Source organism: Mesorhizobium sp. M0037, assembly GCF_040323635.1.
Taxonomy (GTDB): domain Bacteria; phylum Pseudomonadota; class Alphaproteobacteria; order Rhizobiales; family Rhizobiaceae; genus Mesorhizobium.
Genome location: NZ_JAMYVB010000005.1, coordinates 80,789 through 104,791, shown reverse-complemented (window position 1 = coordinate 104,791; position 24,003 = coordinate 80,789). Strand labels below are relative to the sequence as shown.

General features: G+C 63.7%; 23 protein-coding genes and 1 pseudogene. 8 read left to right on the top strand and 16 right to left on the bottom strand.

Going from position 1 to position 24,003, the window contains the following annotated elements; translation table 11 throughout:
* Nucleotides 1-4: 4 nt before the first annotated feature.
* Nucleotides 5-1,540 (bottom strand): MFS transporter, encoded by a 1,536-nt coding sequence (locus NKJ78_RS10525; RefSeq protein ID WP_352459828.1) that lies wholly within the window; start codon nucleotides 1,538-1,540, stop codon nucleotides 5-7.
* 146 nt (nucleotides 1,541-1,686) lie between these two features.
* Here NKJ78_RS10525 and NKJ78_RS10520 point away from each other — a divergent pair, with 146 nt between their 5' ends.
* On the top strand, nucleotides 1,687-2,583 hold the full coding sequence (locus tag NKJ78_RS10520; protein ID WP_023669967.1) for a LysR family transcriptional regulator: 897 nt from the start codon (nucleotides 1,687-1,689) through the stop codon (nucleotides 2,581-2,583).
* Nucleotides 2,584-2,639: 56 nt separating this feature from the next.
* Here the strand turns inward: NKJ78_RS10520 and NKJ78_RS10515 are convergent, their stop codons facing one another.
* From NKJ78_RS10515 to NKJ78_RS10495, 5 genes are all read right to left on the bottom strand, one after another.
* Nucleotides 2,640-3,392: an SDR family NAD(P)-dependent oxidoreductase gene (locus tag NKJ78_RS10515; protein ID WP_352459864.1), complete on the bottom strand. Its 753-nt coding sequence runs from the start codon at nucleotides 3,390-3,392 to the stop codon at nucleotides 2,640-2,642.
* Between the two features lie 45 nt (nucleotides 3,393-3,437).
* Nucleotides 3,438-4,526: an AbrB family transcriptional regulator gene (locus NKJ78_RS10510; RefSeq protein ID WP_352459829.1), complete on the bottom strand. Its 1,089-nt coding sequence runs from the start codon at nucleotides 4,524-4,526 to the stop codon at nucleotides 3,438-3,440.
* Nucleotides 4,527-4,606: 80 nt separating this feature from the next.
* Nucleotides 4,607-4,915: a putative quinol monooxygenase gene (locus NKJ78_RS10505; RefSeq protein WP_023691624.1), complete on the bottom strand. Its 309-nt coding sequence runs from the start codon at nucleotides 4,913-4,915 to the stop codon at nucleotides 4,607-4,609.
* 79 nt (nucleotides 4,916-4,994) lie between these two features.
* The gene (locus NKJ78_RS10500; protein WP_027049877.1) at nucleotides 4,995-5,774 is read right to left on the bottom strand and encodes an SDR family NAD(P)-dependent oxidoreductase; all 780 of its coding nucleotides are present in this window, start codon (nucleotides 5,772-5,774) and stop codon (nucleotides 4,995-4,997) included.
* Nucleotides 5,775-5,847: 73 nt separating this feature from the next.
* Nucleotides 5,848-6,276, bottom strand: a complete 429-nt coding sequence (locus tag NKJ78_RS10495) for a DsrE family protein (protein ID WP_023669972.1) — start codon at nucleotides 6,274-6,276, stop codon at nucleotides 5,848-5,850.
* A gap of 98 nt (nucleotides 6,277-6,374) precedes the next feature.
* On the opposite strand from NKJ78_RS10495, the gene NKJ78_RS10490 reads away from it, so the two are divergent.
* The 3 genes from NKJ78_RS10490 (at nucleotide 6,375) to NKJ78_RS10480 (ending at nucleotide 8,157) form a co-directional block, all read left to right on the top strand.
* Nucleotides 6,375-7,463: a hypothetical protein gene (locus NKJ78_RS10490; RefSeq protein WP_027049878.1), complete on the top strand. Its 1,089-nt coding sequence runs from the start codon at nucleotides 6,375-6,377 to the stop codon at nucleotides 7,461-7,463.
* Between the two features lie 65 nt (nucleotides 7,464-7,528).
* Nucleotides 7,529-7,774, top strand: a complete 246-nt coding sequence (locus tag NKJ78_RS10485) for an antitoxin (RefSeq protein ID WP_027049879.1) — start codon at nucleotides 7,529-7,531, stop codon at nucleotides 7,772-7,774.
* Nucleotides 7,771-8,157, top strand: coding sequence for a type II toxin-antitoxin system VapC family toxin (locus NKJ78_RS10480; RefSeq protein ID WP_023669975.1), 387 nt, complete (start codon nucleotides 7,771-7,773; stop codon nucleotides 8,155-8,157). The genes NKJ78_RS10485 and NKJ78_RS10480 overlap by 4 nt, the downstream gene beginning before the upstream one ends.
* A gap of 6 nt (nucleotides 8,158-8,163) precedes the next feature.
* On the opposite strand, the gene NKJ78_RS10475 is transcribed toward NKJ78_RS10480, so the two are convergent.
* Entirely contained in the window at nucleotides 8,164-9,111 is a 948-nt protein-coding gene (locus NKJ78_RS10475; protein ID WP_023683651.1) for a cation diffusion facilitator family transporter, read from the bottom strand.
* Between the two features lie 5 nt (nucleotides 9,112-9,116).
* Nucleotides 9,117-11,306 carry an anthranilate synthase gene (locus NKJ78_RS10470; protein ID WP_023741042.1) on the bottom strand — a complete coding sequence of 730 codons (2,190 nt, stop codon included), beginning with the start codon at nucleotides 11,304-11,306 and terminating at the stop codon, nucleotides 9,117-9,119.
* A gap of 321 nt (nucleotides 11,307-11,627) precedes the next feature.
* Between NKJ78_RS10470 and NKJ78_RS10465 the strand changes: the two genes are divergently transcribed.
* The gene (locus NKJ78_RS10465) at nucleotides 11,628-12,398 is read left to right on the top strand and encodes an isocitrate lyase/PEP mutase family protein (RefSeq protein ID WP_023705936.1); all 771 of its coding nucleotides are present in this window, start codon (nucleotides 11,628-11,630) and stop codon (nucleotides 12,396-12,398) included.
* Between the two features lies 1 nt (nucleotide 12,399).
* On the opposite strand, the gene NKJ78_RS10460 is transcribed toward NKJ78_RS10465, so the two are convergent.
* The 4 genes and pseudogenes from NKJ78_RS10460 to NKJ78_RS10445 all read right to left on the bottom strand — a co-directional run bounded on the left by NKJ78_RS10460 (nucleotide 12,400) and on the right by NKJ78_RS10445 (nucleotide 16,683).
* A complete protein-coding gene (locus NKJ78_RS10460; RefSeq protein WP_023737781.1) occupies nucleotides 12,400-13,455 on the bottom strand; it encodes a succinylglutamate desuccinylase/aspartoacylase family protein in 1,056 nt (351 codons plus the stop codon).
* Between the two features lie 91 nt (nucleotides 13,456-13,546).
* Nucleotides 13,547-14,725, bottom strand: coding sequence for an MFS transporter (locus NKJ78_RS10455; RefSeq protein ID WP_023737782.1), 1,179 nt, complete (start codon nucleotides 14,723-14,725; stop codon nucleotides 13,547-13,549).
* A 115-nt stretch (nucleotides 14,726-14,840) separates the two neighbouring features.
* A pseudogene (locus NKJ78_RS10450) lies at nucleotides 14,841-16,225 on the bottom strand (FAD-containing oxidoreductase).
* On the bottom strand, nucleotides 16,222-16,683 hold the full coding sequence (locus NKJ78_RS10445) for a membrane protein (RefSeq protein ID WP_023695827.1): 462 nt from the start codon (nucleotides 16,681-16,683) through the stop codon (nucleotides 16,222-16,224). The pseudogene NKJ78_RS10450 and the gene NKJ78_RS10445 overlap by 4 nt, the downstream one beginning before the upstream one ends.
* A gap of 154 nt (nucleotides 16,684-16,837) precedes the next feature.
* On the opposite strand from NKJ78_RS10445, the gene NKJ78_RS10440 reads away from it, so the two are divergent.
* Nucleotides 16,838-17,395 carry a sugar O-acetyltransferase gene (locus NKJ78_RS10440; protein ID WP_352459830.1) on the top strand — a complete coding sequence of 186 codons (558 nt, stop codon included), beginning with the start codon at nucleotides 16,838-16,840 and terminating at the stop codon, nucleotides 17,393-17,395.
* A 15-nt stretch (nucleotides 17,396-17,410) separates the two neighbouring features.
* Here NKJ78_RS10440 and NKJ78_RS10435 read toward each other — a convergent pair whose 3' ends face one another.
* Entirely contained in the window at nucleotides 17,411-18,406 is a 996-nt protein-coding gene (locus NKJ78_RS10435; RefSeq protein WP_352459831.1) for a helix-turn-helix domain-containing protein, read from the bottom strand.
* Between the two features lie 127 nt (nucleotides 18,407-18,533).
* On the opposite strand from NKJ78_RS10435, the gene NKJ78_RS10430 reads away from it, so the two are divergent.
* A complete protein-coding gene (locus NKJ78_RS10430) occupies nucleotides 18,534-19,172 on the top strand; it encodes an isochorismatase family protein (protein ID WP_352459832.1) in 639 nt (212 codons plus the stop codon).
* A gap of 74 nt (nucleotides 19,173-19,246) precedes the next feature.
* Here the strand turns inward: NKJ78_RS10430 and NKJ78_RS10425 are convergent, their stop codons facing one another.
* The 3 genes from NKJ78_RS10425 to NKJ78_RS10415 all read right to left on the bottom strand — a co-directional run bounded on the left by NKJ78_RS10425 (nucleotide 19,247) and on the right by NKJ78_RS10415 (nucleotide 23,684).
* A complete protein-coding gene (locus NKJ78_RS10425) occupies nucleotides 19,247-20,926 on the bottom strand; it encodes a formate--tetrahydrofolate ligase (RefSeq protein ID WP_352459833.1) in 1,680 nt (559 codons plus the stop codon).
* A gap of 312 nt (nucleotides 20,927-21,238) precedes the next feature.
* The gene (locus NKJ78_RS10420) at nucleotides 21,239-22,363 is read right to left on the bottom strand and encodes a DUF2333 family protein (RefSeq protein WP_352459834.1); all 1,125 of its coding nucleotides are present in this window, start codon (nucleotides 22,361-22,363) and stop codon (nucleotides 21,239-21,241) included.
* Between the two features lie 16 nt (nucleotides 22,364-22,379).
* A complete protein-coding gene (locus NKJ78_RS10415; protein ID WP_023683664.1) occupies nucleotides 22,380-23,684 on the bottom strand; it encodes a DUF6638 family protein in 1,305 nt (434 codons plus the stop codon).
* 127 nt (nucleotides 23,685-23,811) lie between these two features.
* Here NKJ78_RS10415 and NKJ78_RS10410 point away from each other — a divergent pair, with 127 nt between their 5' ends.
* On the top strand, nucleotides 23,812-23,949 hold the full coding sequence (locus tag NKJ78_RS10410) for a hypothetical protein (RefSeq protein WP_023749803.1): 138 nt from the start codon (nucleotides 23,812-23,814) through the stop codon (nucleotides 23,947-23,949).
* Nucleotides 23,950-24,003 lie beyond the last annotated feature (54 nt).

The following is a 24,003-nucleotide window of genomic DNA, read 5'->3' as shown; positions in this document are numbered from 1 at the left end:
TCAGCTACCCTTCCTGGCAAACCGGCAGAGCAATGGTCTCGTGTTCCACCGCCCATCCACGGCGCAAGCCGAGAAAGACGACAAGGGCGGTGACGATGGTGATTGCCGCCAGCACGATCAGCAGCCTGTCGAACGCGATCTCATAGGCCTGGACCAGGACCGTGGCTCCGGCACCCGGCAAGCGGGCTGCCGCTTCGCCGATGTTGCCGGTCACCAGCAGCTGCGCGGCGGCGGTTGCATCCAGGGAAGTCGCCGTTCCCTGAGCCGCCAGTTGGGCTGCCGTGAAACCCGACAGGACTGCCATGACGATCGCCAGCGCCACGCCTTCGCAAGCGACGCGGGTGGTGTTGAAGATGCCGACCGCCATGCCGGCACGCTCTTTCGGCACGACGCCGACGGCAAGTCCGTCCATCAGCCCCCAGGGCAGTGCGATGCCGACGCCGATGAGGATCAGCGGCGCCACCAGCGCTGCGACGACAGGCGGTGTCAGGCTCAGCCAGACAAGGCCGCCGGCGGCCACAAGCAGGCCGACACCGCAGATCGTTGCCGGAGCGATCCAGCGCGCTACCTGGCCGGCGAGCAGTGGCAGGATCAACAGCGGTCCCGACAGGCAGATCATCAACTGCCCCGCCTTGATCTCGCTCATCCCCTCGATGCCGATGAAGCGGATCGGCAGCAGCACCAGCAGGACGACGAAGCCATAGGCGGGAGCGGCCGCCAGGAACTGGACGCCGACGAAGCGGGGAAAGCGGAACAGCGAGAGATCGAGCATCGGCCGGCGCACGCGCCGCTCGACGACGACGAAAGCGGCAAAGCAAAGGGCGGCCGCCACGAGAAGCCCGATCGCCAGGGGATCGGTCCAGCCGCTCTGCGGCGCTTGCAGCACGCCGTAGGTCAGCGATGCCAGCGCGATCGTAAAGGTGCCGGCTCCCGCCCAGTCGAGGCCGGTCGCATCCGGATCGCGCGATTCCCTGATGGTGCGCAGGCCGAGCAAAGCGGCTGCAATCGCGAGCACTGCCACCAAGACGAAGATCGATCGCCAGCCGAAAGCATCTATGAGCAGGCCCGACGCGATCGGCCCAAAAGCGAGGCCGATGCCGAAACTGGTGCCGAGGAAGGAGAAGGCGCGCAGCCGCAATGACCCATCGAATTCCTGGGCGAGAGCGGAGGCGCCGCCGGCAAAGGCGGCGGCACTGCCGAGCCCTTGCGCAGCCCTGAGCACATCGAACCAGACGATATCAGGGGCAAACATCGATCCCAGCGATGCCAGCACATAGGTGGCGAGGCCAACAAGGTAGAGCCGCTTGCGGCCATGATTGTCGGCCAGCGCGCCTGATGCCATCAAGGTGGCGGCGAAGGTCAGCATGAAGGCGTTGGTCACCCAGTTGAGCGCGATCGGGCTGCCGCCGAGGTCGGCCGCAATGCGGGAAAGCGCGACGGCCGGGCCGGTGAAGGTCAAGGGCATTGTCATGGCGGCAAGGCATACCGACAACAGGACAAGCCATGGCGCGACCGCGCCGTTTGTGGTCTTCGAGGTCATGGATTTCCTATCTGAACCAGGATCCGCCGGCCTGCCGCAAGCTTGCTGCGCCGGTCGTAACGGGAAGATAGGCTCGCGACACTTCGAGAAAAATAGTGTTAAATCTCCAGATATACCGGACTGAAACGCTCGAATGGAGAGATGCGATGGAACGCCTCAATGGGCTCCTGGCCTTTGCCCGCACGGCTGAGTTCGGCAGCTTCATCGCTGCGGGCCGCACGCTCGGCATCTCGGCATCGGCCGTCGGCAAGAGCGTCGCCAGGCTCGAGCAGGATCTCGGCGTAAGGTTGCTTCAGCGCAGCACGCGCCGCATCGGCCTGACCGAAGAGGGCAAGCTGTTCAACGAGCGGGTGCGGCGCATCCTCGACGACATCGACGATGCCGAGGCGATGCTGTCGCGGAGCCGCGAAACACCGCATGGGCGGCTGCGCGTTTCGACGCCGATCGTGACCTATCATTTGCTGTTCCCGGTGCTGTCCGAGTTCATGGCGCGCTATCCCGAAATCGAACTCGACATCGACTTTAACGACCGCATCGTCGACCTCATCGACGAAGGCGTCGACATCGCGATCCGCAGCGGCGACCTGCCGGATTCGCGCCTGGTGGCGCGGCCGCTTGCACCCTTCCGGCTGCTGTTGTGTGCGGCACCCTCCTATATCGAGCAGCACGGCAACCCGAGCCGCCCGGACGATCTCGTGAACCATTACGGCATCCGCTTCCGCTTTCCCAACAGCGGCAAGCTGCAAGGCTGGCCGTTCATCGGCGGCAGCGCCGAGCCGCAGGTCCGCTCGATGCTGACCTGCAACAACACGGAGGCGCTGAAGGGCGCCACGATGGCCGGGCTCGGCATCAGCTCGATGCCCGATTTCCTGGTCCGCGAGGCGCTGCGTGACGGCCTGCTGCGCACGGTGCTGGACGACCATGTCGACGGCCGCGGCCAGTTCCGGTTGTTGTGGCCGTCCAATCGTCATTTGTCGCCGAAGGTTCGCGCCTTCGTCGATTTCCTTCCCGACCGGCTTGCCGCGACGCTGAGCGGCTCTTGAATTAGTCCTTCGCGGCCGACGGCGATAACGAAGACAGCGAGGAATAGCTCTGCTTCTCAGTAGGTGGCGCGGCCGCCGGACAGGTCGAAGGTCGCGCCGGTGGTGAAGGAATTTTCGTCCGATAGCATGAAGGCGATCATCGCAGCCGCCTCTTCGACTTCGACGAACCGGCCTCGCGGCACCTTGCCCAGCATGTAGTCGACCTGGGCCTCAGTGAGCTGTTCGAGGATGCGGGTGCGGGCGGGCGATGGGGTCAGCGCGTTGACGGCGATGTCGTGGCCGGCCAGTTCCTTACCGAGCGATTTTGTCAGCGCGAGCACGCCGGCCTTGGCGGCGGAATAGGCGGCGGCATTCGAATTGCCTTCCTTGCCTGCGACCGAGGCGATGTTGACGATGCGGCCGTAGCTGCGCGCGATCATGCCGGGCACCAGGCGCTTGCAGCAGTAGAAGACGCCGTTGAGGTCGATCTCGATTATCTGACGCCAGGCGGCAGGATCATAATCCGCCACCGTCGCTGCCGGTCCGGCGATGCCGGCATTGTTTACCAGCAGATCGACCGGACCAAGCGAGCGCTCGGTTTCGGTCGCGGCGCTGTCGACGGCCTCCATCAGCGATTGATCGCACAGCAAACCCTCGACCCGGCCGAGCGGGGCGAGTTCGGAAACGGCCTTCGCCATGGCGGTCTCGTCCACATCCCAGATGGCGACGCTGGCGCCCGATGACAGCAGTCGCCGGGCGACAGCAAGGCCGATGCCTTGCGCGCCGCCGGTCACCACGGCGACCCGGCCTGAGAGATCGACGGCATTCACACGACGTTTCATGGGCACTTTTCCTCTTCCCTTGATATTTGAATCTCAGTCCCTGACGGCTCTCGCCACCAGCCGCGCTATGCTCGGCCCGGCGATGAGCACGACCAGGAAGCGGGTCGACTGCAAGGCCATGACGAAGGATATGTCGACGTTCTGCGCGGCGGCGGCAATGATGGCGACGCTGTCCATGCCGCCGGGGCTGGTCGCGAGATAGGCGGTCAGCGGATCGATACCAAGGACGTGGCTGATCAGCCAGGCTAGCCCGCCGCAAAAGGCGATCAGCACGACGATAGAGCCGACGATCTGCGGCAGCGCCCGTGTCGCATGACGCAGGATCGCCCGGGTAAAATTCAGCCCTATCGACCAGCCGACCATCGCATAGGAGAGCGCCAGCAGCCATGGCGGCAATTGCATCGCCGCGCCGAAGCCGAGATGGACTATGGTGCCAAAGATGAAAGTGCCGAGGAAGAAGGGTGACGGCAGCCGGCACAACCGGCCGAGCAGGCCGCCGACCAGCGCCACGCCGAGCGTGGCGGCAAAGGCTGCCGGTTCGATCGGCGGGAACCAGACGATGGCTGGTACCTCGATGCCCGAAGTGTCGACCCACATCTTGGCGACGAGTGCTGCCGTCATCGAGACGAAGATGACGCGCAGATACTGCATGAAGGCGACGAGGCGCTGATCGGCGCCGAAGGCACCGGCCATCAGCACCATGGCAGTGGCAGCACCCGGCGACGAGCCCCAGACCGCGGTGGTGCCGGGCAGGATGCGCCAGCGGCTGATCAACCAGCCAAGCAGGCTGGACGCCGCAAGGGTCGCCAGCACCACGACAAGGACCAGCGGCCATTCCTTGTAGAACACCGAAAAAATGTCGGTGGAGATCGACGCCGCGACCAGACAGCCGACCAAGGCCTGGGCGGCGGCGAACAGCGGCCGCGGCACGCGCACCGTGGCGCCATTGGTGCCGGCAAGGATCGCCGCCAGCATCGGGCCGATCAGCAGCGCCGCCGGCAGTGCGGCGTATTCCAGCGCGCCGGCGAACAGCAGCGAGACGATCAGCAGCACCAGCCACTGCCGAACCGGACGCATGCGCGCCATGCGTTCGACGGCCGGTTGGTCTGGCGAAGAGTCCATGTTTGGGTCTTAGACCTGGAAGAGAAAAATGCGAACGCTGTCTCGGACGAAATTCACGACCCCGACCCCGCGTTGGGATGTCACTCGTTCTTGATGGCGGGCAGGCCGAAACCGCCGGCCGGATGGGTCTCGACCTGGAATTCGAAGCCGGCGATGATCGGCCGGGCCTTGGCGATCGCTGCCTGGACCTCCGGCAGCTGCAGCGAAGCCTTGTGGCTTGCGGCGTCGGTCCACACTTCGGTCACCCAGATCGCGTCGGCATCGGCCGGGTCGCGGGCGATGACATAACTCAGGCAACCCGGCATGGCGCCGGTCGAGGCGAGCAGCACATCCATGATCGCGTCGCGCTGGCCGCGCGCCGCCCGCATCTTTCCGATCAATCCGTACATTGCCTCTCCCCTTTCTTCCAACCTCAGCAAACGTGCGCACGACATGCATGGTTGCGAGACGCAGTATGCAATTGCCGGCTCACGGCATCAACTGGCCACCGTTCACCTCGATCACCTGGCCGGTGATGTAACCACTCAGGAGATCGGAGGACAGGAAGAGATAGGCGCCGACGCAGTCTTCGGCCGTGCCGGCACGCCCTTGAGGAATGGTGGCGACCATGCCCTTCATCTGCTCGTCGGTGGAATAACGCTCATGGAAGGGTGTCGCGATGGTGCCCGGCGCCACCGCGTTGACGCGGATGCCGAAGCCGATCAGTTCCTTGGCCATGCCGCGCGTCACATTGGAGACAAAGGCCTTGGCCGAACCGTACAGCCCGGCGCCGCCGCCAGCGCCATTGCGCGCCGCGATCGACGAGGTGTTGACGATGAAGCCGCCCTGCTTCTTCAGCCATGGCATCGCCTTGCGCGAGGCCGTCAGCACCGAGCGGGCGTTGAGGTCCATCACCGCGTCGTAGTGCGCCTCGGTCTGCTCCGCATAGGGCACGCGGCCGAGCATGCCGCCGGCATTGTTCACCAGCCCGTCGAGCCGCCCGAATGTTTCGGCGCTCTCCTCGACTACCCGCTCGACATCGGCTGCCTGTGAGAAGTCGCCCTGTGTCAGGAACACCTCACCGCCGCTGTCGCGGATGGTTTTGGCCAGCGTTTCTGCGGCCTCCCGGCTCGAATTGTAGTGCAGGGCGACCCGGCATTTCTGGGCGGCGTAGGCCAGTGCAAGGGCGGCACCGATGCCGGTCGAGGCGCCGGTGACCAGCACCGCCTTGCCGGCAAGATCGGGGATGACGAGGGTGGTCGCGGTCATGAGCACTTTCCTTCGGGCTGTTTGGCCACCCTTCGTAGGCTCTCATGGCCTTCACGTTCAAGCCAGTGGCGGCTCAGGGCCGGAGATAGGCGTAGCCCTGGCGCTGCAGTTCGGCGAGCTTGACGACGCCGCCCTTGTCGGCGGCGTGGAAGCCCTCGAGCAGGTCGGCAAGCGTGATCTCCATGCCTTGCATGGTGTTGCCGCAGGCATGCGGCTCAAGGCCCTGCTGGACGAGGCCGGCAAAGCGTCCCGAGATCGCCGCCGATATGCCTTTCGACTTGAAGCCGGCAAGGGCCGGACCATGCACGACCAGCACGATGTCGACATTGCCGCCGGTGCCTTCATAGTGGTTGTTGATGTTGCCGAGCACGAAGTTGACCTTATCGAGGTCGCTGAGGTGATAGGCGACCTTCGGTCTGTCTTCAGCGGCGGCCGCCCGGCTCAGCCCGAACAGGCCGGCGGCGCCGGCAAGGCTGGCCCGGAACATGTCGCGTCGACGCATGGCATCCTCTCGGCTTGCGCTCACCGCAAATTGCGTGGCTGCGGCCATGATACTAGCATAAATTGACGTTACGTCCTGTCGATGCGAGGAGGGGTCACATGGCGTTCAGGAAGTGGAAGGTTGTTGCCAGCGCTGGATTTGGCTGCGTGCTGCTCGGCGCGCTTGCAAGTTCGGCCCTTGCCGGCGATGCGCTTAAATTACCCGAACTCAGCCCGAATGGCGCTGATGCGTGTTTCGGCCGCGTCTATGATGCGGCGCACCTCAAGGCGCATCCAAAGCAGAAGGTGGCGCGGATCTTCTTCCTCTATGGCCATGATCCGGTGAGCCATCCGAACGAAGAGCCGATGGCAAACGCCGACACCTCCTACAACGGTTTTCTCACCACCACGGTGCGCGGCGCCAAGGCGCCGCAATGGGCCGGCGGCTGGTGCAATCACGAGTCCGAGGACGGCAAGTCAGGTCCGATCCGCTGCGGCATGGACTGCGACCGCACCATGGCGTCGCTGAAGCTCGATGACAAAGGCCGCCTGATCCTCACCGACGTCTCGTCCGATCTCTATCTCGACGCCGGATCGGAAGACGAACTGGGCGAAGCCGAATATGACCGGCAGGCTCTGGGCTCGGCGGACGACAATTTCCGCCTCGACCCGATGCCGGCCGCAACCTGCCAGGCTGAATTCGCCAAGATCGATCCGATCGATCCGGCGCTGGGTGCGCCGTTGCGCGAGCGGCTGAAGCCGGACCAGCCTTTCTGCTTCGGACGCAATTACGATGCCGCGCATCTCTCCTCGCATCCCGACCAGATGACGCAGTCGATCCGGGTCTTCCGCGGGCCGGTCGAACTCGCCTCCTTTGCCTCAGGCGATGTCGCCAACTGGCCCGACGGCTCCGATGTCGCCGTTTCGGTGACCACCAGGAAGAACGGGACGAAGGTCACGCAGACCTATTCCTGCCAGGGTGAAGCGGATCAATGGCGCTGCGCGGCCAGTTCGAAGATGAGCAACTTTTCCTGCGATATCGCGCAAAAGGAAATCTTCCTCAAGCGCGGCGCCAACGGCACCCTGATGCTGGCCAACCCCAATAGCAGCCTGGCGATTGTCGATCTGTGCTCGGCGGATGGCAAGACCAAGTCCGATGACAAGGTCTACCGGTTGGAGGCTATGCCGCAGTCGGCCTGCACTCGTTGAGTTCGATCTTGTCTATGACGCTACCCTGGTATATATCTTTGCTATATCTCATTTGAGGATAGCACATGGACAAGGCAAAGGTGTTCTGGTCAGGCCGGTCACAAGCTGTGCGCTTGCCTAAGGAGTTTCGGTTCGAGGCAGACGAGGTTTCGATCCGTCGTCATGGGCGAACTGTCATCTTGGAGCCGCTTGCGCAGGATTGGGCATGGCTCGACCAGGTCATCGCACCGGTTGACGACGATTTCGTCCAGGGAGCGCTGGAGCGTCAGGATCGTCAGGATCGACCTGCTTTGGATGACCTCTTTAAGTGACCTACCTGCTCGACACCAATGCCGTCATAGCGATCATCTCGGGCGACGAGGGTCTGCTGGCTTTGCTCAAACGGCATGCACCACAAGACTTTGCTCTCTCGGCGGTCGTTTTGCATGAGCTGTACTACGGCGCTGAAAAGAGCCAGCGAAAGGTCCAAAATCTGGCGCGCATCGAAGCTTTGCAGTTCCCGGTACTTGAATTCGACCGAGACGACGCGAGACATGCCGGTGAGATTCGTGCTGGGCTTGCGGCACTGGGAACCCCGATTGGTCCCTACGATGCGCTGATTGGCGGGCAGGCACGTGCTCGGGACCTCGCGCTGATAACCCGCAATATCCGCGAATTCGAGCGGATCAAAGATCTCACTATCGAAACGTGGTAACTCGCCTCACGCGAACGGCACCGCCGTCGTGCCTTTCGGCAGCTTCGCCTCGTCGTCCGGTTCGACATGGATGGTGACGCGCACCGAGGGGATTTCGGCCTTCAGCGCGTCCTCGATGCGGTCGCAAATGACGTGGCTGGCGCCGACCGTCATGTCGGCGTCGACGACCAGGTGGAACTCGATGAAGGTGGCGCGGCCGGCGATGCGGGTCTTGAGGTCATGAACCTCCAGCGCGCCCTTGCAATTGGCCGAGATGATGTCGCGAATGTGCATGTGTTCGGTCGTGTCCACTGCGCGGTCCATCAGCCCGTTCATCGACGAGCCGATGACGTGCCAGCCCTGCCACAGGATGTTGAGTGCGACGATGACGGCAAGCGCCGGATCAAGGATCTGCCAACCGGTCAGGATAGCGCCGACGAGGCCGCCGAAGACGCCGACCGAGGTCACGACGTCGGTCATGATGTGCCGGCCGTCGGCGACCAGCGCCGGTGATTTTGCGCTGCGCCCGGCGCGGATCAGCGTCCAGGCCCAGAAGGCGTTGATGACGGTGGCGACACCGTTGATCGCCAGGCCCTCCCAGGGTTGTTCGAGCGGGGTCGGCGTCTGCCAGGAGCGCCAGACCTCGTTGAGGATCAAAAGCGCGGCGAGCACGATCAGCACGCCTTCCAGCACCGCCGAAAAATACTCGGCCTTGTGGTGGCCGAACGGATGGTCCTGGTCGGCCGGCTTGTAGCTGACCAGGACCGCCCAATAGGCGGCGGCCGAGGCTATGACGTTGACGATCGATTCCAATGCGTCCGAATAGAGCGCAACGGAGCCGGTGACGTACCAGGCGGCAAGCTTGAGCGCGAGCACCACGCAGGCGATGACAATCGACCAGAAGGCAAGGCTGGCGATCCTTTGCCTGGCCGCTGCCTTCGCTGCGATCGCCGCCATGTTGTCCGTTGCCGCCATCGTTTCTAAGCGGCCTTTTCCTTGGCCTTGCGCGGCAGATGCGCAACGATGTTTTCGATGATGCGCATGCCGGCATTGTGGCCGAGCGTCATGATCGATTCCGGATGGAACTGGACGGCGGCGATCGGCTCCTTGCGGTGTTCGAAGGCCATGATGATGCCGTCCTCGGTCTCGGCGGTGACGATGAAATCGTCGGGCAGCCGCACCGGATCGGCAAAGATCGAGTGGTAGCGGCCGACGGTCACTTCCTTGGGAAGGCCGGAGAAGATGATTCCGGGTTTGGAGACGCGGATGCGCGACGGCTTGCCGTGCATCGGCACGTGCAACTGCCTGAGTTCGCCGCCATAGGCCTCGGCCAGCGCCTGCAGGCCAAGGCAGACGCCGAAGATCGGCAGGTCGCGGGCGCGGGCGTTCTTGATGGTCGCGGCGCAGTCGAAATCCTTCGGCGTGCCCGGTCCGGGCGACAGCACGACGAGATCGGGCTTCAGCCGTTCGAAGACTTCTTCCGGCACCGGCGAACGCACGGTCGAGACATTGGCACCGGTCTGGCGGAAATAGTTGGCCAGTGTGTGGACAAAGGAGTCTTCGTGGTCGACGAGCAGGATGTTGACGCCGTCGCCGACGCGCGCGGTGGTGCGTTCGGCGCCTGCGGCATTGCCCAATTTGGCGTCGCGAATGGCGGAGAGCATGGCGGATGCCTTCAGTTCGGTTTCGGCTTCTTCTTCCTCGGGGATGCTGTCGAAGAGCAATGTGGCGCCGGCTCGCACCTCGGCAATGCCGTCCTTGATGCGGATGGTGCGGAGCGTCAGGCCGGTGTTCATGTCGCCGTTGAAATTGACCATGCCGATGGCGCCGCCATACCAGGCACGCGGGCTCTTTTCGTTCTGCTCGATGAAGCGCATCGCCCACAGTTTCGGCGCACCGGTGACGGTGACCGCCCAGGCATGCGACAGGAAGGCGTCGAAGGCATCCATGCCTTCGCGCAGGCGCCCTTCGATGTGATCGACGGTGTGGATCAGGCGTGAATACATTTCGATCTGGCGGCGGCCGATGACGCGCACCGAGCCCGGATCGCAGACCCTGGACTTGTCGTTGCGGTCGACGTCCGAGCACATTGTCAGCTCGGATTCATCCTTCTTGGAGTTGAGCAGCTTCAGGATCTGCTCGCTATCGGAAATGGCGTCGTCGCCGCGCTTGATGGTGCCGGATATCGGGCAGGTCTCGACGCGGCGGCCATTGACGCGCACGAACATTTCGGGCGAGGCGCCGATCAGATACTCGTTTTCGCCGAGATTGATGAAGAAGGAATAGGGCGACGGGTTGATCGACTTCAGCTTGCGCGAGATTTCGGAAGGCTGCGTCTCGCAGCGTTCGTAGAACATCTGCCCGGGCACGACCTCGAACAGGTCGCCGCGCTTGAAACTGTCCATCGCCTTGCGCACCAGATTGGCGTATTCGCCCGGCTCATGGTCGCCGCGCGGCGGGATGCGGTCGGCGGTCTTGAACGGTTCGGCGATTTCGTCCCGCGGCAGCCCCTCGGTTGAAAAACCGTCGCCGGAATAGTCGTAGCGGTCGGTCCAGGCCTTGGTCGAATAATGGTCGACGACCAGGATCTCGTCAGGCAGGAACAGCACGAGATCGCGCTGGCTCTGTTTGCGCTCGAGCTTGTAGTCGACTGGATCGAACTGGAAGGCGAGGTCGTAACCGAAGGCGCCGTAAAGGCCGAGATTGGCGTCTTCATCGGTCTTGAACAAAGCGGTGATGGCGCGCAGCACAGTAAACACAGAGGGGACGCGGCTGCGCTCTTCCTCGGTGAAGACGCGGCCGGGCTTGGCGACATCGAGGCGGATCAGCTTTTTCGAGGTTTCAGCAATCGTCACCTCGGCAATGCCGGCCAGCGTCTTGCCGATCACCGGCAGCAGCACTTCGCCACGGCCGTTCAGCGCCTCGATGCGCATGGCGCGGCCCCGCGCGGAAATCACCAGCGGCGGATCGATGATGGCCGTATCCCAGCGTGTGTAGCGGCCCGGATATTCGTAATTCGAGGAAAACACCGCACCACGGCGCGAGTTCAAGCCGTCGACATAAGCATCGATCGCACCGGCGTAAGGCTTGTCGTGGCGTTCGCGGGTGATGGTGACACCACCTGCGGTCACGAAGCTTTCCGCGCCGTTTTCCAGAGCCTTCATCGTCATTGCCGTCTCCATATGGCTTGTTGGGGCAACGGACCCGGGAATGGCTTTGAAAAAACAAATGGCCGCCCGGACATTCCGTTGCGGCCACCCTCTATTTTCACGCGCACGCGTTCGAACAGGCCGCTGTCAGCGAGCCCACCACCAAATGGTCTTGATCGAGCGCATGTTCATGGGCGAAATCCATAGCGGCGAAAAGCCGGATGCGCAACAGGTTTGAAAGGCCTGTTTGTGGCCGCCGCTTCTGCAGCCCATGGCACATCGCCAAGGCTTGGGGTCCTGCCTAGACTGTTCGTCCAACATCGGAAAGACGGGAAGACAGCAATGACCGAGCAGATCGAGCGCGCACGCACGTTCCATGCCCTTCATGTCAAGGGCAACCCGATCGTTCTCTACAATGCCTGGGATCCGGGCTCGGCCAAGATCGTCGAGAGGGCGGGCGCCAAGGCGATCGCCACCGGAAGCTGGCCGGTGGCAGCCGCCTTCGGCTATGCCGATGGCGAGAAAATCCCGCTGGAGCTAGCGCTGGACAACATCAAGCGCATCGTGGCGGCAGTCGACCTGCCCGTGACCATGGACCTCGAAGGCGGCTACGGCGTCGAGCCGGAGACTGTCGCCCAGACGGTGACACGTGCCCTGCAGGCCGGCGCCATCGGTTTCAATTTCGAGGACCAGATCTTCGGCGGCGCCGGTCTGCACGACATCGCGGTACAGGTGAAGCGGATCGAGGCGGCAGCGGCGGCGGTGAAGGCTTCCGGCATTCCCGCCTACATCAACGCCCGTACCGACATTTTCCTCAAGGCCAAGACGGATGCGCATGACAGCGTGCTGCTCGACCAGGCCATCGAGCGGGCGCACGCTTATGAAAAGGCAGGAGCGAGCGGCTTCTTTGCGCCGGGACTCGGCGACGAGGGTCTGATCGAGGCGCTGTGCAAGGCGACGGCATTGCCGGTCAACATCATCGCGCTGGCGCATGTGCCGCCGCGCCAGCGCCTGGCCGAGCTTGGTGTTGCCCGTGTCAGCCACGGCCCGGTGCCGTACCGGCAGATGGCCGAATGGCTGGAGGCCAAGGCGCGGCTGGCGATTTCGGGTTAGCTCAGTCCTCCAGCGTGCCTGACCTCGCGTCGGCGCTCTTCTTGTCGCCGACCAGCTTCAAGAGATCCTCGCCGGCGCGGATGATGCGGCGCGAGCGGCGGGTCAGGATGACGCCGTCCTGCGGCGCCAGCACTTCGGTGCGGCCGCCGGCCTCGCCCGGTGTGTGGACGATGGTGGCGAGGCGCGCGCCCTTGGCGACTCGGTCGCCGGGCTTGACGTCGTAGAGGATGGCGCCGGCCCGGGGCGCCGGCATCATGTCGATGTTCTCGAGCGGCGCGACGAGGCCCTTGAACGCGCCGGGTGCGGGAAGGGCGGTATCGGCGATGACGCCGCGCGCCGCCAGCAGCCGGTAAAGGCCTTCGGCATCGGAACTTGCCAGCGCGCCGTCGACATCCAGCATGCCACGGTATTCTACCGTGGTGGCAACGCGGCGGTCGAGCTTCGCCACGTTGGCGGGGACGTTCTGGTAGGGCATGATCGTGGCGCCCTCGAAGGTGCCGTCGGTGTCCTCGCTCCACAACACCACGGCGTCGATACCCATGGCGGCGGCGCAATCGGCCATCGCCGGCCACAGGCTGGCGTGGACGTAGAGATAGGCAAGGCCCTCGTCATCGCAATGCAGGTCGAGCACGATGTCGTGGCCGAGCGACAGCTGCACCAGACGGGTCTTCAATCGCTGGTCGGGGGTGCCAAGCGTGGTGTCGGGCAAAAGCTTGGCGTCCGGTGCTGCGAGCAACGGAAAGCCGCGGTTGAAATTGTTGCGGGTGCCGAGATGAAAGCGGCCCTGGTGCTCGCCGAAATGATATTGCGCGCGGCCGATCGGATTGGCCCAGGGCACGACCGTGATGCTGCCCTTGATGCGGCCTTCCGCTTCGGCCTTGTTCAGCGCCGGCATCAGCGCGTCGATGGCGACGACACCAGGCAATTCACCGGCGTGGAGTGCTGCCTGCAGATAGGCCGAGGGTGCGGCCTTATCAGTGCCGGCGAAGCGGAACACCGGGAATTCGTAGGAAACGCCTTCGGTGTCGCCGGCGATGCGTTCGATCGATTTCTGCATGGGATGCCTCCAGGATAAGAGGCAGAACACATGCACTTTTGCCGAAGGGCTGTCGATTGGTCCAGTTCGCGCCGCCATGGGCGCAATGGAATTATTCGGCGGCGGCCGGAACCGTCGTTATCGGCGCCGATCCTTCGAGCGCCTGCGAGACAACGGCTACGCTGACCGCCAGCAGGGCCAGCACCGCGCCGACCAGCGGCAAATGAGCATAGGAAACGCCGGCCGACAGAGCCACGCCGCCGATCCAGGCGCCGCTGGCATTGCCGATATTGAATGCGCCCTGGTTGAGCGTGGCGGCGAGGTTCGGCCCTTCCGAAGCCGCTTCGACGACGCGGATCTGCAGCGGCGGCACGACGACGAAGATCAGCAGTCCCCACAAGAAGACGACGCCGATGGCGACGCTGGCGATAGCGCCGAACTGCATGAAGCCGACAAACAGAACTGCCATCAAAAGCAGCGTGCCGATGACCGTCGGCATCAATTTCCAGTCGGCCAGCCGGCCGCCGATGATGTTGCCTATGGTCATGCCGGCGCCGAACAGCAGCAGGACCCAGGTGACCGCGGAGGTCGACAGGCCGGAGACATCGGTAAGGTAGGGCTTGATGTAGGTGAAGACGGCAAACAGGCTGGCCGAGGCCAGCGAGGCGATCAGCATGGCGAGCCAGACCTGCAGCTTGCCCAGCACGCGCAGTTCGCTGCGCAGGCCGCCGCCGCTCGGTTCGACGACATTGGATGGCACCAGCCAGGCGATGGCGGCAACAGAGATCAGGCCGATGCCGACGACGGCGAAGAAGGTGGAGCGCCAGCCGAAGGCTTCGCCAAGCGCGGTGCCGGCAGGAACGCCGAGAATGTTGGAGAGCGTCAATCCCGCGAACATCATCGCCATGGCGCTGGCGCGCTTGTTGCGCGGCACCAGGCTGGCGGCAACGACGGAACCAATGCCGAAAAAGGCGCCATGACCGAACGCGGTGAAGACGCGCGCGGCCATCAGAAGCCAGTAATTGGGCGCAATGGCGCAGAGCAGATTGCCGACGACGAACATCGCCGTCAGCGCGACCAGCACCGGCTTGCGCGGCAGATGCGCGGTGGCCATGGCGACGATGGGTGCGCCGAAGACGACGCCCAGCGCATAGCCGGTGACCAGCAGGCCGGCCGAGGGGATCGACACGCCGAGATCGGCCGCAACCTCCGGCAACAGGCCCATGATGACGAATTCGGTGGTGCCGATGCAAAAGGACGCAATGGCAAGCGCAAGGATCGGCAAAGGCATGGAAAATCCAGACTGAATCGGTTCAATTCAGACTGAACGAGAAGCCTTGCCGCGCGCAATGCACATTGCTGCAACGCACCAATGCAGAAAGCGCTGAGCTTGACGCGGAGCTATGTCAGGCGAGCGGCTTCAGCTCCTGGGCGATGGTTGGCAACAGCTCCGAGACGTTGGGGTGGATATGCACGGCGCGCGCCAGCGTATCGACCGGCGCCTTGGCGTACATCAGGTCGAGCACGCAGTGCACCGCCTCGTCGCCGCCGGGGCCGAGCACGGAGCAGCCGAGGATTTGCCTGGTGTCGGCATCGACCAGGATCTTCATGAAACCTTGCGTCTCGCCCTTTTCGATGGCGCGGCCGACGCGGGTCATTGGCCGCTGGCCGACCAGCGCCTTGCGCCCGGATTTCTTCACCGCCGCCTCGGTCATGCCGCAGCGGCCGAGCGGCGGATCGATGTAGAGCGCATAGGCCTCGATGCGGTCGCTGACCTTGCGCGGATCGTCGTCGAGCAGATTGGCGGCGACGATCTCATAATCGTTGTAGGAGGTGTGGGTGAAGGCGCCCTTGCCGTTGCAGTCGCCCATTGCCCAGATGCCGGGCACGCTGGTGCGCAGCTGGTCGTCGACGGTGACGAAGCCGCGCAGATCGACCGCGACGCCGGCCTTATCGAGGCCAAGATCGTCGGTGTTGGGGGTGCGGCCGAGTGCCAGAAGCACATGCGAGCCGACCGCCGGCGGCTTGCCGGATGAGAAGGTCACGGCGATGTCCTTGCCCTGTCTGGCAAAGCGGATGTCGTCGGCGCCGACATGGACTTCTATGGCTTCGTTTTCGAGGATCGATAGGATGGCCGCCGACACGTCCTCGTCCTCGCGGCCGGTCAGGCGCGAACTCTTCTCGATGACGGTGACTTCAGAGCCGAAGCGGCGAAACATCTGCGCGAATTCAAGAGAGATGTAGCTGCCGCCGACGACGATGAGATGGCGCGGCAAAACATCGAGATCCATCATCGAGGAGTTGGTGAGGTAGTCGACGTCGTTGACGCCCGGCAGGTCGGGCACCGAGGCGCGGCCGCCGGTGTTGAGGAAGATCTTTTCGGCGGTCAGAAGGTCGTCGCCGACACGCACGGTGTTGGCGGATTCGAAGCGGGCATGGCCGCGATAAAGCGTGCCATGCCGGCGATCCACGTCTCCAGATTGCTGCGGGAGTCGTTGGTGACCTTGTCCTTGCGCGCCTTGATCCTCTTGTAGTCCACGCCGACAGGGCCTGAGAACGTCACGCCGTAGTCCGCGGCACGCCGCGCCAGATGCGCGGCATAGGCGCTGGCGACCATGGTCTTGGTCGGCATGCAGCCGGTGTTGACGCAGGTGCCGCCGACCAGCTTGCGCTCGATCAGCGCCACGCTCATGCCGGCTGACGTCAGCCGGCCGGCGAGAGGAGGGCCGGCCTGTCCGGCGCCGATGATGATGGCGTCGTATGTCTTGGCGTCTGAGGCTTGGGCAGTCATACCACCGCCGCCACGATCAGCAGGCCGCCGATGATCGCCACCGCGTCCTCGATGAGGGCGGCAGGCAAATCCTTGCCGAAGGCGGCGGCCAACCGGCCGCGCGCTTCGGCGCCGCCATAGGTGCCGATGACGGCACCGATGGCGCCGGCAATCAGGCCGCCAATGGTGGAACCGGCAGTGGCGCCGATCACCGCGCCGCTGAAGGCGCCAAGCAGGATGCGGGCGCCGAATTGCTGCGGCACCTTGCGGCTCGGCGTCGAGGGCAGCTGGTCGGTGACCAGTTCGACGATGGCGAGGATGGTGAAGATACCGACGGCGGCCCAATGGCCCATGAAACTTGCCCAGGTGCCGGCCACCGGCAGCCAGCCGAGATACGCGCCCCAGGCGATCGCGGCCGGCGCGGTCATGGCGCGAAGACCGGCAATGACGCCGATCAGAAGTGCAAGCAAATAGAGCATGTCGATCCCCTCGAAAGCAGGCCCGGGACTGGCCCACGAGGGCAAGCTAGCATAGGTCCTGCGTTTGACGAGAGTAGGCGATGGTGCTTCTTCCATCAGTGAGCATTGTACTTTGGTAAACAGTCGAACACGACGAAGGGACGGAGTCGCTGTGATGGCCGATAGCGAACGCACAAGGATGATTGCAGGCGAATGGTACACCTGCATCGACGACGAACTGGAGGCGCTGCGGGTGATCGCGCGCGATGCGGTGTTCGAGCATAATACGATACCGCCCCAGCAACGCGGCAATATCGGTCCAGCGCTATCGGTGCTGCTCGGCAGCACGGGCGAGGGCGGCCGCATCGAGGCGCCGTTCCACTGCGCCTACGGTTTCAACATCCATCTCGGCGACGGCGCCTTCCTCAATGCCGGCTGCACCATCCTCGACACCGCGCCGGTGCGTATCGGAAGCCGGACGCTTCTCGGCCCCAATGTGCAGATCTACTGCGCCGAGCACCACAAGGAGGCCGCGGGCCGTCAGTCGGGACTGGAGATTGCCCGGCCGGTCACCATCGGCAATGACGCCTGGATCGGCGGCAGCGCCATCATCCTCGGCGGCATCAGCATCGGCAATGGCGTCATAGTCGGCGCCGGCGCGGTGGTGACGCGCGACGTCCCTGACAACACCACGGTGGTCGGCAATCCGGCGCGGGCGGTCAAGCGGGGCTGAACTCGTCGTGGGCGGTCAGTATGAAGCCGTGCGTGCCATGCGCTCGTCCGGACCGGCTCGCCGCGAGAATTCACGCCGGTATTGGGCCGGTGACGTCTTGAGCCGTGCGGCGAAATGCTGGCGCAGCGAGGTGGCGCTGCCGAAGCCGGCTTCGAAGGCCACCATGTCCATCGATTTTTCCGTCGCCTCCAGCAGCCGTTGCGCCAGTTCGATGCGTTGGCCGGCCAACCATTCGCCAAAGCTGGTGCCGATCGATTTCTGGAAACGGCGGGTGAAAGTGCGCCGGGTCAGGCCCGCGGCCTCCGCGACGCGGTCGAGGTTGTGCGTTTGTCCGAGCGTTGCCCGCACCGTGTCGAGCGCCAGGGTGAAGCGGTCGGTGGACGGGGTTTTCGCCAGCGGGCGCTCGATGAACTGCGCTTGCCCACCCTGCCGGTGCGGCGACAGCACGATGTGCCTGGCCAGCCGCAGCGCTACCTCTGCGCCATAGCGGGCGCGCACAATGTGCAGGCAGCAATCGAGCCCGGCGGCGACGCCGGCCGAGGTGACGATGTCGCCGTCGTCGACATAGAGCACGTCGGCGTCGACTTCGATGTCCGGGTATAATGTTTGCAGCCGGTCGGTGGAGGCCCAATGTGTCGTCGCACGCCGGCCCGCAAGCAGCCCGGCGGCGGCAATGGCGAAGGTGCCGAGACAGAGGCCGACGATCACCGCACCGCGCCGGTGCGCGTGGGTGAGCGCTGCCAGGAGCGGCGGCGGAAGTGGGGCCTCGAGATCCTTCCAGCTCGGAATGATGACGATGTCGGCATCGTCGAATGCGGAAAGGCCATACGGCACCGCGATGGTCAGCCCGGCATCGGTGTGGATCGCTCCATCGTCGAGCGCGCAGACGCGAAAGTCGAAACGCGGCAGGCCAAGCTTGGTGCGGTCGGTGCCGAACACCACGCACGGCACGGAGAGGTGGAACGGGCTGATGCCGTCAAAGGCGAGAACGGCAATGATCGGGTCGGCCATGCGTGTTTCCAGCAAGCGAAAAGCGAATTGTCCTAATTCTTTCGAATGATGTCAATCGGGCCACTTTTGGCAGTCGGGCGATCCGCCTATTTTCGACCTGTCCCATTCAAGCCCGAAGGAGAACACCATGTCCGCCAATATCACGCCGCGCCGCGCGCTCATCGTCATCGATGTCCAGAACGATTATGACGGCGGCAACCTCGCCATCCAGTATCCGCCGTTCCGCGACAGCGTCGTCAATGTCGCGCGCGCTATGGATGCCGCCGCTGCGGCCGGCGTGAAGGTGGTGGTCGTCAAGCAGATGGCGCCCGAGACCTCGCCAGTCTTCGCCAAGGGCAGCCATGGCGGCGAACTGCATCCCGAGATCGCCCGGCGAAGCCGCGACCACTATGTCGAGAAGTCACTGCCTAGCGCCTTTGCCGGCACCGACCTCGAGGCGTGGCTGCGCGCCAATACCATCGATACAATAACGGTGATCGGCTACATGACGCATAATTGCGACCTGTCGAGCATCATCCACGCCGCGCATGTCGGCTTTGCGGTCGAGTTCCTGTCCGACGCCACCGGTTCGCTGCCTTACGCCAACGGCGCCGGCTACGCCTCGGCCGAGGAGATCCACCGCGTGGTGTCCATCATCCTGCAGTCGCGCTTTGCGGCCGTGCTCAAGACCGCCGAATGGATCGATTGCCTGAAGACCGGTGCTTTGCCCGAACGCGACACGCCCTATGCGTCCAACCAGCGCGCGCTGGCGCGCAACGCTGCATAGGCAAATCTGTCCCCGAAAAGCAAAAGGGCGGCCAGTGGCCGCCCTTCTTGGATCTCGCAACGATCTCGAAATTTTCAGAACAGGCCTTCGATCTGGCCGATCTCGTTGAGGAAGATTTTTTCCGAGGACGGCGCCTTGGGCAGGCCGGGCATGGTCATGACCTCACCGCAGATGACGACGACGAAGCCGGCACCCGCCGAAAGCCTGACCTCGCGCACCGGCACGGTGTGGCCGGTCGGCGCGCCACGCAGGGTCGGGTCGGTCGAGAAGGAATATTGGGTCTTGGCCATGCAGACCGGCAGGTGCCCGTAGCCGGCCTGCTCCCAGGCATGCAGCTGGTCGCGCACCGACTTGTCGGCGATCGCCTCGTCGCCGCGATAGATGCGCTGGACGATGGTGTTGATCTTCTCGAACAGCGGCATTGCGTCGGGATAGAGCGGCGCGAACTGCGAGGCGCCGGATTCGGCGATCTCGACGACCTTGCGCGCCAACTCCTCAATGCCGGCAGAGCCATTGGCCCAATGCTTGCACAGGATCGCCTCGGCGCCGAGCGAGGCGACGAAATCCTTCATCGCCTGGATTTCCACCTCGGTATCGGTGGTGAAATGATTGATCGCCACGATCGCAGGCACGCCGAACTGTTTCACATTCTCGATGTGGCGGCCCAGATTGAGGCAGCCCTTCTTGACTGCCTCGATGTTTTCCTTGCCGAGGTCTTCCTTCTTGACGCCGCCATTCATCTTCATGGCGCGCACGGTGGCGACGATGACGGCAGCCGCCGGCTTCAAACCCGCCTTGCGGCACTTGATGTCGAAGAATTTTTCGGCTCCGAGGTCGGCGCCGAAGCCGGCTTCGGTGACGACGTAGTCGGCGAGCTTCAGCGCCGTCGTGGTGGCGACGACCGAGTTGCAGCCATGGGCGATGTTGGCGAACGGACCGCCATGGACGAAGGCCGGGTTGTTTTCCAGCGTCTGCACCAGGTTTGGCTGCATGGCGTCCTTCAGCAGCACCGCCATGGCGCCGTCGGCCTTGAGGTCGCGGGCATAGACCGGCGTCTTGTCGCGGCGGTAGGCGACGATGATGTCGCCAAGGCGCTTTTCCAGATCCTTGAGGTCGGTGGAAAGGCACAGGATAGCCATGACTTCCGAGGCGACGGTGATGTCGAAGCCGGCCTCGCGCGGATAGCCGTTGGCGACGCCGCCGAGCGAGCAGATGATTTCGCGCAGCGCCCGGTCGTTCATGTCCATGACGCGGCGCCAGGCGACGCGGCGGGTGTCGATGCCGAGCTCATTGCCCCAGTAGATGTGGTTGTCGATCAGCGCCGACAGAAGGTTGTGCGCCGTGGTGATGGCGTGGAAGTCGCCGGTGAAGTGGAGGTTCATGTCCTCCATCGGCACGACCTGCGCGTAGCCGCCGCCGGCAGCACCGCCCTTAACGCCGAAATTCGGGCCGAGCGAAGCCTCGCGGATGCAGACGATCGCCTTCTTGCCGATGCGGTTCAGACCGTCACCAAGGCCGACGGTGGTGGTCGTCTTGCCTTCGCCGGCCGGCGTCGGGTTGATGGCGGTGACGAGGATCAGCTTGCCGTCCTTGTTGCCCTTCACCGATTTGATGAATTCGGCCGAAATCTTCGCCTTGTCGTGGCCGTAGGGCAAAAGGTGCTCGGTCGGGATGCCGATCTTGGCGCCGATCTCCTGGATTTGCTTTTTCTTGGCGCCGCGCGCGATCTCGATGTCGGACTTCACTTCGGCCATGACGGCTTTCCTTCGGATTGGACGGTGGAGGGGACGGGTTTGATCTCACTCGCAGGCATGTTGAACCCGGGCGCGGGCATGTTCTAACCCTGTCGCTCCCGCGGCGTCAACTTGCATGCAACTATGTTTCCTATGAAGAAAGTGTCTCCGCGGCCGGCCGACCTGTCGCCGGTTCTTCCTGGCTCCGTTGCCGCGCCGTATAGAAGCCAGAGGACGCGACGTTCCGCCGTCTCAAAACAGCCGCCCAATGCACGGAATGCGACAGAGGCGACGGCGCAAATTCGCCATCGCTCGCCGGGAAAGCAGTGAACGCTACTGAGTCAGGACGTTGCTGATCTCGACCATGTTGGAGCGCACGCGAAGCACGTAGAAACCCATCGTCGTCAGGTGCGTCGGCATGATCCAGCCATCCTCGCGGCCATTGGCGATGATGAAGGGCTGGATGCGCAGGGCCGAGACGAATTGCGCATCCATCGTGTCCCACAGATTGCCGAGATGCTTTTCCTTGATGACGTCCTCGAAGTCGGCCTGGGCGCCCTTCATCAGGCCGTAATAGGCATAGAGCTGGCCATAGGCGAACCAGAAGCGGTCGTCGGCGCGGAAGTCGAACCAGCCATTGTTGTGGTTTTCGGCGCGCTCCTTGAGGATCGCGGAGGTGGAACCGATGTCGGAGGAGATGCGGTCGATATACTGCTTCAGATTGTCGGCGCGGGCATCGAACGTCGCCTGGCAGCTGCCGAGGCGGGCGTTGAAGGAGCGCAGCTTGGTGACGGCATCGCGATAATAGCTCGGCGTCGGCGTCTTGGGGCCGAACGGGTTGATGCCGAAATACCAGGTCTCCTCGTCGAACTGCAGATTGCCGCGCGCATCCTGCAGGTCGCCGTCGATCTGCGATGTGGTGCGAACACGCCCGAGATTGTCGGCAAGCTCGGTGGCGGTGCGCCGCACCGCCTGGTTGATGCCGCGCTGGAACGAGGCCTTGTTGTCCATGAACGGCGTGTTGTCCCAGTCGATGCCGAACAGGCCGAGTTTGTAGAGGATCATCGACGAGATCCAGGCATTCTGGTTGACGTTGAAGTCCGTCAGGTCGGCCGCCACCTGGGCGATGCCCGAATTGCCGCAGGTCTTGGCGGTGTCGGTGCCGGCGCCGGCGGCGACCTGTTCGCCGGCGGAAATGTTGCGGTTCTCGAAGGTGTATTTGTCGACGTAGTTGGGATCGAACTTGTTCCACCACTGGGTGGCGTAGAAGAAATTGGCGTAGAGGCCAATCAACACCAGAAGCGCGAGGCCGACCACAGCCTTCAGGATCCAGCCGCGCTGCGTATACCAGCGCCCAGCCCAGAGGAACGGCCACAGGATCGCGCCGATGACGAGGCCGATGCCGCGGCCTATCCATTGGAAGATGCGGGTGAAGAAATTCACGATCGGATCAAGCATGGCTCTCGTTCACCCCTCAGTCAGTCAGGCCGTAAAGGCGCGTGCGAAACGCCACTTTGTCTTTCAAATATGTGGTTTTCAGAACGTCCACAACATGCGACCGCCAGGCGTCGCTGTAGCCGTCATAGTCCTTGTAGAAGCCCGGCTTGTTGAAGACGTAACGCGAGACGAAGTCCTGCGGCACGAAATCCGAGATCAGCTGGTTGGTCAGCCAGGCGTCGGGATGGTCGGGCTTGCCACGCACGACCAGGAAGCGCTGTTGCGGAAACACATCCTCGATCTTGAGATGGCCGAGTTGGGCGATCTCACGCTTGGCGGCGTTGAGAAAGGGGAAATTGCCGTCCTTGGTGATCAGATCGGCATGGCCATGGATCCAGGTCTGCAGCCAGACCTTGTCGACCTCGGTCAAATTGCGGTTCGGCTCTGTGTCGCGGATGAGAGAGCGCACCACCATCTCGGCGCGATGCTCGAGATAGCCCGAGCTTTCGACCCATGACGCGCGGGGCAGTTCGATGCGGCCGGTGCTGGCCAGGAACTTGAACACCTTGTCGGCATCGTTGATCGAGAGATAGCTGACCTGCCAGGGCCGCGAACGGCGAAAGCCGGGGGCGGCCGGGTCGCCGATGACGGTGGTCATATCAGGATCGACGAAGACGTAGACGCCGCCGAAATGGCTGGTCCAGTAGGCGTTGTGGCGGAAGATCACCTGGTCGGGCACCAGCGCATTCTCACGGATATCGCCGCAGACCTTCGCCAGCTCCACCATACGGCTCAGCATGGTGTTGTCGCGCCAGGCATCGGGCTCCTGCTTCAGCCGGTCGACCAGCTTGCCGAGTTCGGCGGCCTTGCCCAGCACGTCCTCGGCCGAAAGCACCCTGAACTCGACCTGGCTGATCGACAGCAGATCCTCGATGTCGTTGACCAGGGGAACGGAATCCTCGATCTCGCCGTAGATGACATCCTTGATGGTCAGCGCATCGATGGCGCGCTGGTTCTTGGACATGAACTCGAACATCAGCTGCGAGGTGTTGGAAAAGGCGGTGTGCACCACCGGCAGATCGATCTGCGACGGCGTCAGGATGATGAAGCGGCGGTTGACCTCATTGGGGTCGAGATAATCGTAATCGCCGCATTCCTCGGCCACTTCGGGCGAGAAGCCGGTGCGGTCGATCTGGAAGCTCTTCAGCTTGGTGGGCTTGAGGCCGAAGGCAACAAGCGCCTTGTTGTAGCGCTGGATGAGGTGCGACTCGTCGACGGTGAGCAAGCGACCGTAGATCAGCTCATTGTCGCGGAGAAGGTCGGGCTTTTTGGCGTGGCTCATGCAGAACGTTCCGAGTGGCGTTGCCTGTTGTGGCGAAGCGCCAACGCTGACGCCTCCCTCTCCCCGTTCTTCACGGGGAGAGGGTAAGGGTGAGGGGCAGCGCTAGCATTCAAGGACATGTCTCCCCATGGCCTTTGGCGTCAATAAATCGAAGATCATTGGTCCGGATGTGCCGATCGAGGCGCTGTTCGATAGCTGCCAGTATGGTCGTAGCGATCTCTGGTCCACGCATGCGCCGCCCCTCACCCTTACCCTCTCCCCGTGAAGGACGGGGAGAGGGGGGCGTCAGCGTTAGCGCCAAGCCTTTCAGCACCCGCGG